General features: G+C 63.8%; 9 protein-coding genes. 4 read left to right on the top strand and 5 right to left on the bottom strand.

What is annotated here, in order from left to right; translation table 11 throughout:
* Positions 1 to 2: 2 nt before the first annotated feature.
* A complete protein-coding gene (locus AC1DUU_RS14220) occupies positions 3 to 929 on the top strand; it encodes a GlxA family transcriptional regulator (RefSeq protein ID WP_476784058.1) in 927 nt (308 codons plus the stop codon).
* On the opposite strand, the gene AC1DUU_RS14215 is transcribed toward AC1DUU_RS14220, so the two are convergent.
* Together AC1DUU_RS14215 and xylA are read right to left on the bottom strand one after the other, a co-directional pair.
* On the bottom strand, positions 926 to 1717 hold the full coding sequence (locus tag AC1DUU_RS14215; protein ID WP_476784057.1) for a TIGR01458 family HAD-type hydrolase: 792 nt from the start codon (positions 1715 to 1717) through the stop codon (positions 926 to 928). The genes AC1DUU_RS14220 and AC1DUU_RS14215 overlap by 4 nt on opposite strands.
* 354 nt (positions 1718 to 2071) lie before the next feature.
* A complete protein-coding gene (gene xylA, locus AC1DUU_RS14210) occupies positions 2072 to 3382 on the bottom strand; it encodes a xylose isomerase (protein ID WP_476784056.1) in 1311 nt (436 codons plus the stop codon).
* Between the two features lie 152 nt (positions 3383 to 3534).
* On the opposite strand from xylA, the gene AC1DUU_RS14205 reads away from it, so the two are divergent.
* Complete coding sequence (locus AC1DUU_RS14205) at positions 3535 to 3894, top strand: nuclear transport factor 2 family protein (RefSeq protein WP_476784055.1); 360 nt, start codon at positions 3535 to 3537, stop codon at positions 3892 to 3894.
* A 22-nt stretch (positions 3895 to 3916) separates the two neighbouring features.
* On the opposite strand, the gene xylB is transcribed toward AC1DUU_RS14205, so the two are convergent.
* The 3 genes from xylB to AC1DUU_RS14190 form a co-directional block, all read right to left on the bottom strand.
* Positions 3917 to 5377: a xylulokinase gene (gene xylB, locus AC1DUU_RS14200; RefSeq protein WP_476784054.1), complete on the bottom strand. Its 1461-nt coding sequence runs from the start codon at positions 5375 to 5377 to the stop codon at positions 3917 to 3919.
* Positions 5378 to 5587: 210 nt separating this feature from the next.
* Positions 5588 to 6907, bottom strand: a complete 1320-nt coding sequence (locus tag AC1DUU_RS14195; RefSeq protein ID WP_476784053.1) for a tetratricopeptide repeat protein — start codon at positions 6905 to 6907, stop codon at positions 5588 to 5590.
* A 14-nt stretch (positions 6908 to 6921) separates the two neighbouring features.
* Positions 6922 to 7545 (bottom strand): LysE family translocator, encoded by a 624-nt coding sequence (locus AC1DUU_RS14190; RefSeq protein ID WP_476784052.1) that lies wholly within the window; start codon positions 7543 to 7545, stop codon positions 6922 to 6924.
* 175 nt (positions 7546 to 7720) lie between these two features.
* Between AC1DUU_RS14190 and AC1DUU_RS14185 the strand changes: the two genes are divergently transcribed.
* Together AC1DUU_RS14185 and AC1DUU_RS14180 are read left to right on the top strand one after the other, a co-directional pair.
* Complete coding sequence (locus tag AC1DUU_RS14185; protein WP_476784051.1) at positions 7721 to 8467, top strand: L,D-transpeptidase; 747 nt, start codon at positions 7721 to 7723, stop codon at positions 8465 to 8467.
* A gap of 111 nt (positions 8468 to 8578) precedes the next feature.
* Positions 8579 to 9191: 6-phosphofructokinase (locus AC1DUU_RS14180; RefSeq protein ID WP_476784050.1), on the top strand; the 613-nt coding region annotated here is incomplete at its 3' end.

The following is a 9191-nucleotide window of genomic DNA, read 5'->3' as shown; positions in this document are numbered from 1 at the left end:
AGGTGACGATGCTGGTGTTCTCCGGCGCGTCGATCATGTGCGTGGCCTCGGCCATCGACCCGCTGCGCGCGGCCAATCGCATAGCTGGCGAAACACTGTTCGATTTCCGGCTGGTCTCGACAACTGGCGAGCCGGCGATCACCACCTGCGGCCTACCGGTGGCAGTCAGCGGCGCCTTCGACCCCGACGAGACAAGTGACGTGATCGTCGTCATCGCCGGCTTCGGCACGCAAGGCTACGCCACCTCGAAGCTGCTTGGCGGCTTGCGGCGAGCAGCCCGCAGCGCACGCGCGGTCGGCGGTGTCGAAGCCGGCACATGGCTCGTCGCGCGCGCCGGTTTGCTCGAAGGACGCGCCGCCACCACCCATTGGGAAGACATGGAGGATTTTTCCACTGCCTTTCCTGAAATCGACGTGCGGCCCGACCGCTACATCATCGACGGGCCGGTGTTCACCTGCGGCGGTGCCGCGCCGACTTTCGACCTGATGCTGCATCTTGTGCGTTCACGACTCGGCATGGCAGTCGCGCTCGATGTCGCCAGCGTGTTCATCTACGACCAGTCGCGCGCGGCGACCGACGCCCAGCCTCTGGTTTCGCTCGGCCGGCTCGACGGCTACGACTCGCGTCTTGCCCAGGCCGTCCGTCTGATGGAGGCGCATGTCGACCAGCCGCTGACCATCGCAGCAATCGCCAAGCGCGCGGGCGTGACTTCGCGGACGTTGGAAAGCATCTTCCGTGCCTCGATCGGCGAGACCCCCGGTGCTTACTATCTCCGCCTGCGCCTGAGTGCTGCCCGCCGGCTGGTGATCGACACCAAGGTCAGCATGGCCGAAGTGGCCGAGCGTACCGGTTTTTCCTCGGCGGCAGTCTTCTCGCGCAGTTTTTCCCACGCATTCGGCGCAGCGCCAGTCAGGCTACGGCGAGGTTAGCCTCGGTTCGCCATAATCCACTCGACTGCGGCCGTGAGATCGTCGACCAGAGCCGTGGGCGCGGGATCAAACCTCGCCTCATCGCCCGGACGATATTTGCCCGTCCGAACGAGCAGGCCCGCACCCATGCCAGCCCTCAACGCCCCGGCGACATCGCTCTCGGCATCATCGCCGACCATCACCGCGTCACCGGATGCACAACCCAGCCCCGCGAGCGCGGCATGGAAGAAGTCGGGCGATGGTTTTCCGAGCACGGTCGCCCGCCGGCCGCTGGCAAATTCCAGCGCGGTGACGAAGGCACCGGCATCGAGGCTGAGCTTGCCGTCGGCATCCTTGAACGTGCGGTTGGTGGCAAGCGCCAGGAATTCCGCGCCGCCGATCAGTTCGCGGAATGCCCGGTTGAGCTTCACATAGTCGAACGCCTCGCCGGCATCGCCAACGACCACTGCTTTACGCGGCCCGTTTCCACATCCGACGAATTCCGGCTCAAGATCGGGATGGACAAGCAGATGCGGCGAGCATCCATGCGCGCGCAGCCAATCCACGGCCGCTCGCGCAGGCGTCAGCAATTCGTCGTCTCTGACGACGACACCGAGGCCGGCGAGTTGCTTGATGATCGCTAGGTGCGGCGAGCGTGTGGTGTTGCTGACGAAGCGAACGGCCAGGCCTGCCGACCGCAACCGCTCCACAGCATCGACCGCGCCCGGTATCGGCGTGCCGCCGTCATAGACGACGCCGGAAAGGTCCAGAAGCACGGCGCGTATCATGAACGAAGGATGGCGGACCATCCTTCGTTCGTCAAACTCGAGCTGTCAGGCGGCGCGGCTTTCCGAACCGATGCGCGATCGCATGCTCTGGGCAAGCACGGCTTCGAGCCGCAGAGCAACCGCCCGGCTCCAATCGTTCGACTGTTYGGCCTCCACAAGCGGAGGCAGGGCCATCAGGCGATCGACGAATGAAGCGGTCTGCGACCGGCAAAGCAGGGCGTCGATCTCAGGCTCGTTGGAATATGTGGTGAAAGTCTTTTGTTCCCGTCTCATACGCCGTAAGTCACTGATTCGACGGGCGTCTTGAGGGCGAGAAAGAGGCATTACGGCGGCAAGGGGGAAGTGCTGATTCCCCCTCGCCGATTGGTTGCGGCATCAAACGTAACAGTTGACGACGTTTTCCAAATACTCCTGCCGGCCCGACTTCGGCTGCGGCTCGATGCCGTCCTTGATCACGCGGGCGGAGATGTCTTCGAGTGTGCGCTGGCCGGCCAGCATCGCCTTGGCTTCGGCCGTATTCCAGCCAGCGTAGCGGGTGTCGAGCGGGGCGGACAGCGCCTTGTCCTCGATCATCTTCGCTGCTGCCTTGAGGCCGCGGGCGCAGGCGTCCATGCCACCGACATGGGCGATCAGCAGGTCCTCGGGATCGAGCGACTGGCGGCGCAGCTTGGCGTCGAAATTGGTGCCGCCCGTCTTGAAGCCGCCGCCTGCAAGCACCTGGTAATAGGCAAGCGCCATTTCGGGCACATTGTTGGGGAACTGGTCGGTATCCCAGCCCGACTGGTAGTCGTTGCGATTCATGTCGATCGAACCGAAGATGCCGAGCGCGTTGGCGGTCGCGAGCTCGTGTTCGAAGGAGTGGCCGGCAAGGATCGCGTGGCCCTGTTCGATATTGACCTTCACTTCGTTCTCAAGCCCGTACTTCCGGAGGAAGCCGTAAACGGTGGCGACGTCATAATCATACTGGTGCTTGGTCGGCTCCTGCGGCTTGGGCTCGATCAAGATGGTGCCGGTGAAGCCGATCTTGTGCTTGTAGTCGACGACCAGATTGAGGAAACGACCCATCTGGTCGAGCTCGCGGCCCATGTCGGTGTTGAGCAGTGTCTCATAACCCTCACGGCCGCCCCACAGCACGTAGTTCTCGCCCTTGAGGCGCTTGGTGACGTCGATGCAATGCTTCACTGTCGCGGCCGCATAGGCGAAGACGTCGGGATCGGGATTGGTGGCAGCACCCGACATGAAGCGGCGGTTGGAAAACAGGTTCGCAGTCCCCCAAAGCAGCTTGACGCCGGTCTGCTTCATCTTGCCTTCGAAATGGTCGGCGATATCGTCGAGGCGCTTGGCGCTCTCGGTGAAGGTGGCGCCCTCGGGCCGGACATCGGCATCGTGGAAGCAGTAGTAGGGAACACCGAGCAACGAGAACAGCTCGAAAGCCACATCGGCCTTCAGCTTGGCATGCTCCATCGTCTCGCCAAACCAGGGCCGTTCGAATGTCTGGCCGCCGAACGGATCGCCGCCCGGCCAGGCGAAGGTGTGCCAATAGGCCACGGCAAAGCGCAGATGATCTTCGAGGCGCTTGCCGAGCACGATTTCGTCGGGATTGTAGTGGCGGTAGGCCAGCGGGTTGGTGCTGCTGGTGCCTTCATATTTGACGGGCTTGATGTCGCCGAAATAGCCGGTGCTCATAGGGGGGACTCCTTTCAATGAGTGCCGATAACCGCCCGCTGCGGGGCGGCGTGCGAAATTCCGAATTCGATTACCTCTGCGGTAATTGGTCTGGATCGAGCCCAATGGCAAAACGGCTGCGTCAACGAAGACATCCCTGACGGAGACCTCAAATGACCGACCACAACACCATCGCCCAGAACTACATCGCAGCCTGGAACGAGACCGACGCCACGCGCCGCGCCGGACTCGTGGAAGCTGCATTCACCACCGATATTCTGTACCGCGACCCGATCATGCAGGGCGACGGCCACCAAGGCATCACGACACTGGTCCAGGGCGTCCACGCGCAGTTCCCGGGCTTCCGCTTCACGCTCAAGGGCAATGTCGACGGCTTCGGCGACAATGTCCGCTTTTCCTGGGGCCTTGGCCCTGATGGTGCCGAAGCCGTGATCGAAGGCACCGATTTCGGCGTCCTCGAAAATGGCAGGCTGAGCCGCGTCACCGGCTTCCTCGACAAGGTGCCGACATAAGCCGGCATCCCCTGCTTTGGGCTCAGGCAGCATCTGTCGCGGCCTTGATGGCTGGATAAAGCCTGCGATAGCGCCGGTAAGCCTGGTCATAGGCGCCAGCGAGCGCTGCGACGGGCTCGATGGTTTCGGCGGTCGCGGGCGGCGTGCAGACGGCGTAGGGATCGGCCCCTTCCGCCGCGATCAGGCCTAATCGCGCGGCACCGAAAGCCGCACCGAAGTCGCCATCAGCGGGAATGTCGACGGGAACGCCCAACGCGGTGGCAATCGCCTTCAGCCAGTAGCGCGAGCGCGAACCGCCGCCGATGGCGGTCACCCGTTCCAGCCTGGTGCCGGCCTTCTCAAGCGCTTCAAGGCTGTCGCGGAAAGCAAAGGCCACGCCTTCGAGCACGGCTTGCGTCATCCCCGCACGGTCGATCTCATGGGCAAGACCGGTGAATGAACCCCGGATCGCCGCATCATTGTAGGGCGTGCGCTCGCCCGAGAGATAAGGCAGGAAGTTGACGCCCGACGGCGCACGCAATTCATCGCCCAGTTCGCCGGTCAGTTCGACAGCATTCTTGCCAGTAATATTGCTCAGCCAGTTGAGCGAATCCGTCGCCGACAATATGACGCCCATCTGGTGCCAGGCATTGGGCAGCGCGTGACAGAAGGTGTGAACGGCACTTTCAGGATTGGGCAGGTAAGCGCCGTTGGCGGCAAATAGCACGCCAGATGTGCCGAGCGACACAAAGGCAGAGCCCGGCCGAACGGTGCCCATGCCACAGGCTGAAGCCGCGTTGTCGCCTGCCCCACCTGCGATCACGACCGAAGGTGCCATGCCCCATTTGGCAGCCAGTTCGGCGCGCAATTGCCCCGCACGCTCGGTGCCTTCGACCAGATGCGGCATGTGGCTTTCATCGAGATCGGTCGCTGCCAGAAGTTCGGGTGACCAGCGTCTCCCCGCAACATCAAGCCATGCGGTTCCGGCAGAGTCCGACATTTCGGAGATGTGCTCGCCCGACAGCCAGAGCCGGAGATAATCCTTGGGCAAAAGCACCTTCGCCACCTTGGCGAAAATGGCCGGCTCGTTGGCCTTCACCCAGGCCAGCTTGGGTGCGGTGAAGCCGGGGAAAACGATGTTGCCGGTAATCTTGCGGAAGCGCGGATCGGCGTCGAGCCTGGCGGCTTCGGCATGGCTGCGCGTGTCGTTCCACAGGATGCAGGGGCGCAGCACATTGCCGCCGGCGTCGAGCAGCGTCGCGCCATGCATCTGGCCGGACAGGCCGATGCCACGAACGGCAGCAAGTTCTCTGGGATAGGCCGCCTTGAGCTCGGCAATCGCTTCTTCGGTGGCGCGGATCCAGTCGGCCGGGTTCTGCTCGGACCAGCCGGGATGCGGCCGCGACACGTCGAGCGAACCGTGACCGGAGCCGACCACCTTCTGCTCGGCGTCGATGAGTAGCGCCTTGACGCCCGATGTGCCGAGATCCAGCCCGAGATACATGATTACTCCTCCCGATGGCGTGCGCAAAAACTCAGCGCCACGGCCTCGCAGTTTCAGCGGCGATGACCCGAAAACGGCCAAGCCTCAGACCCGTTCCTCCGACGGACATCGTTTCATATCAAAAAATCCGTGGTCTGAAAGTGGTAGTGCGGCTATTTTTTTCGAATCTCGCAAAAAATATCAAGGCACTGCGCAAACAGGGCGACCCGGTCATCCATGGGCGAGAAATGCCGCGCGTTGGACAAACAGCTGGGACAACKGGCTGGCCGGTCTTGCTGCGTTCCGCTCGGTGGCGAGGGTGACGGCAAGCGCATCATCACCGGCCCGAAGTGCCGCCTCGATCAGCGTCAGGTCAATGACGTCGCGTTGGGCATGGCTGCCGCCGAAACGATGCGCAATGGCGCGCACCGGCTGGAGCAGACGTGCAGTCTCGCCATAACGCCCCTCGCCGAACGCCTTGACTGCGAGCGAGACCGGATGGCCGACGTCGCGCGTGAAGGCGGCATTGTCGTCTTCTCCTGCGATAGCCTCGCGCTGCGCCACGAGCAGCGCCCGCGCCGGTGCTTCGAGCCCGGCGCCGACGAAAGCCATCATCGCATGCGCGTCGTTGAAGGCGTAGTTGCCGGCGGCGGCTTTCGGCTCCCAGTTGGCTGCAACGGTGACCCAGCGGTCGCCGACATCGACGCCGCCGAGATGCAGCCGCCACAGGATCGCCGTGGCATCGACCATGTCGAGCGCCACCGTCGAGCGCGCGCCGTAGATCGGTCCGTCAAATAGCGCGAGCACCTCGTCGGTCTCGCCGAGATCGTAGTGGAACAGCGCCAGATGCCACCAGTTGTGGACCTGGAGAAAGCTCTCTTTCGTCCAGGCCTCGGCATTGGCGCGCATCCAGGCGATACCATCGCGCTGGCGGCTTTGCATTTCCATGACATGCGCCACGGCATGCTGCGCCCAGCCGTCGCGCGGCTCGATCGCAACCGCCTCGCGGCCCAGGGCCTCCGCCTTTATATATTCGCCCATCTCCTCGAAGCCGAAGGCCTGCATGCCCAGGATCGCGTGATATCCTGGCATGCTTGGGCTCCACGCCGGCATTGCGTGGGCGATGCGGTCACGCAGCATGCGCGCATTGCCGGTGAAGAAGTCGATCTGATGGCCGGCCTGCAGCGCCAGCGCATCGCGCGGGTATTCGATGGTCAACTGTTCAAGGATACGCCCGGCATCATGCCAGTGGCCGTTGGCAAGGCGGCCAAGTGCTTCGACATGCGCCCTTTCCCTCGCTGTTGCAGCCAGCCCTGCTGCCATGGCATGGCAATCGCTGGCCACGCCCATTGCCTCGCGCTCGGTCGAAAGGCCATAGAGCCAGCCTTTCAGCACATGCGCCATGACGAAATCGGGCGCTGCAGCAATCGCCGCATTGGCCGAGCCGACCGGATCGCCGACGAAGCGCTGCAGTTCGCTCACGCCGCGCTCATAGTGCGCCAGGGCGGCGTCGCCAGTACCCGAAAGCGTGAGACCCAGCCGATCCCTCACCACCGCATCAAACCTCAGTGTCCGGTGCGCACCGCGGCAGCCGCGATGCCGGCGCCGACCAGCAGCGTGCCGCCGGTACGGTTGAAGATGCGAATGGCGCGCGGATTGGCGACCACGCTGCGAGCACGCGCCGCGACCAGCGCGTATCCGAAGGCATTGGCGAATGCGAGCGTCAGGAAGGTCAGTTCGAAGATCAACATCTGGGTCCAGAAATCGCCGTTGCGGTCGAGGAACTGGGGCAGGAAGGCAACGAAGAATGTGATGCTCTTGGGGTTGAGCGCGGTCACGATCCAGGCATGCGCCATCATCTTTGCCGCAGACGAAGCGTCCGTCCGTGGCTTGGCGTCAAGCGCTCCACCGGCGCGGAACAGCTTGATGCCGAGATAGATGAGATAGGCAGCGCCTATCCACTTCAGCAAGGTGAAGACGGTGGCCGAAGCCGCAAGCAGCGCGCCGATGCCGAGCATCGACAGGGTCATTGCGGTGAAATCGCCAAGTGCTACGCCGACCGCCATCGGCAGCGCCGTGCGCCAGCCTTGGCCGAGCGCGTAGGATACAACCAGCAGGATGGTCGGCCCCGGAATGACGAGCAGCACCGCGGACGCGGCGGCAAAGGCGGCCCAGCTTTCAAACGACATGTAAACGCTCCCTCTTTGTATCTGGGATCAAGCTCCGCCACGGCACCGATGTAAAGCCCTTAACGCAGCACATGCGGCGTTCATGCTTTTTCAACCATGAATGGTGAAAATGCGAACTATCCAGCCGGGTCCGCCCGGTGTCTGGCCGCCCCCGCGTAAACAGTGGAATTGTGCCGTGTCGAAATCGCCTGCCCCCTCGAAGCCCGACCTTAACGATCGCGCCCCGAATTTTGCCTCGCGCCGCAAAGTGCTCTTCGGCCTCGGCGCCGCCGGCCTGCTCGCGGGCTGCAGCCGCAGCATGGATTTCGAACTCCCGGCCATGGGGCTCGACACCACCACGACCGGTTCGATCCGGCCGCAGATCAGCGTCGACAAGCAGGTCACCCGCCCCGAGTTGATGTATGCGTCCTTCACCGACGAAGGATACCAGCTGCCCGAAATCCCGTTCGCCAAGGTCGACCCGAAATTCCGCCGCCAGATCGTTGTCGATCCGACCGGCGAAGCACCCGGCACGATCGTTGTTCGGCTGCAGGAACGCTATCTCTATCTTGTCCAGCCCGGCGGCGACGCCATCCGCTACGGTGTCGGCATCGGCCGCGACGGCTTCTTGTGGAATGGCCGCGCCAATATCCAGTACGGCAAGAAGTGGCCGACCTGGACGCCGCCCCGCGAGATGATCGCGCGCAAGCCGGAGCTCGTTAAGTGGGCTGGCGGCCAGCCCGGCGGCCTCGACAATCCGCTCGGCGCACGCGCGCTCTACATCTTCAAGGATGGCCAGGACACCGGCTACCGCGTCCACGGCTCACCCGAATGGTGGACCATCGGCCAGGCGATGTCGTCGGGCTGCGTGCGCATGATCAATCAGGACGTCATCGACCTCTACAGCCGCGTCAACGGCAAGACGCCGATCGTCGTCGGCTAGCTGGCGGCCGGCCGGAGCATTGGCCCCGGCCCAAAGCCCTGAATCTCCCATTGCGTCCGCTCCCCGGAAGGGCGCATGCTCAAGAAAATGCCAGATGGGAGGACAACGTCCATGCCTTCGACATTCGTGATCGCGCAAGGCGGCGGACCGACCGCCGTGATCAACCAGACGATGGCCGGCGCTGTGCTCGAAATCCGCCGCCGCCACCCCAAGGCACGCATTCTGGGCGCGCGCCATGGCGTGCGCGGCATTCGCGACGGCGACTATGTCGACCTGACCGACATTGCAGAAGAACAGCTTCTGCGCATAGCCGCGACGCCCAGTGCTGCCCTTGGCAGCACACGCGACAAGCCCGACGCTGCCTATTGCCAAGTCATCCTCGAGGGGCTGAAGAAAGCCGACGCCCGCGCCTTCATCTATATCGGCGGCAACGACACCGCCGGCACCCAGCAGATCCTGGCCGACGCAGCGCAAGGTGCCATTGCTTTCGTGCACGCGCCCAAGACCATCGACAACGATCTCGAGGAAAACGACCACGTGCCGGGCTTCATCTCGGCGGCCGAATTCGTTGCCGGCGCCTTTCTCAGCGTCGATCTCGATTTCCGCGCATTGCCAGGCATCTATGTCGGCATCGTCATGGGCCGCCACGCCGGCTTTCTGACCGCTGCTGCGGCGGCCTGGCGCGACGACACCAGCGACGGCCCGCACCTGATCTATGTGCCCG

Source organism: Aminobacter sp. P4_H6_2, from assembly GCF_056400805.1.
Note: the sequence above shows the minus strand (reverse complement) of the source record. Positions and strands in the feature narration are given on the sequence as shown.

Bases quoted from the DNA above. Each gene is read 5' to 3' on its own strand.
- AC1DUU_RS14215 (WP_476784057.1), bottom strand. From the start codon at position 1,717: ATGGTCCGCCATCCTTCGTTCATGATACGCGCCGTGCTTCTGGACCTT.
- xylA (WP_476784056.1), bottom strand. From the start codon at position 3,382: ATGAGCACCGGCTATTTCGGCGACATCAAGCCCGTCAAATATGAAGGC.
- AC1DUU_RS14205 (WP_476784055.1), top strand. From the start codon at position 3,535: ATGACCGACCACAACACCATCGCCCAGAACTACATCGCAGCCTGGAAC.
- xylB (WP_476784054.1), bottom strand. From the start codon at position 5,377: ATGTATCTCGGGCTGGATCTCGGCACATCGGGCGTCAAGGCGCTACTC.
- AC1DUU_RS14190 (WP_476784052.1), bottom strand. From the start codon at position 7,545: ATGTCGTTTGAAAGCTGGGCCGCCTTTGCCGCCGCGTCCGCGGTGCTG.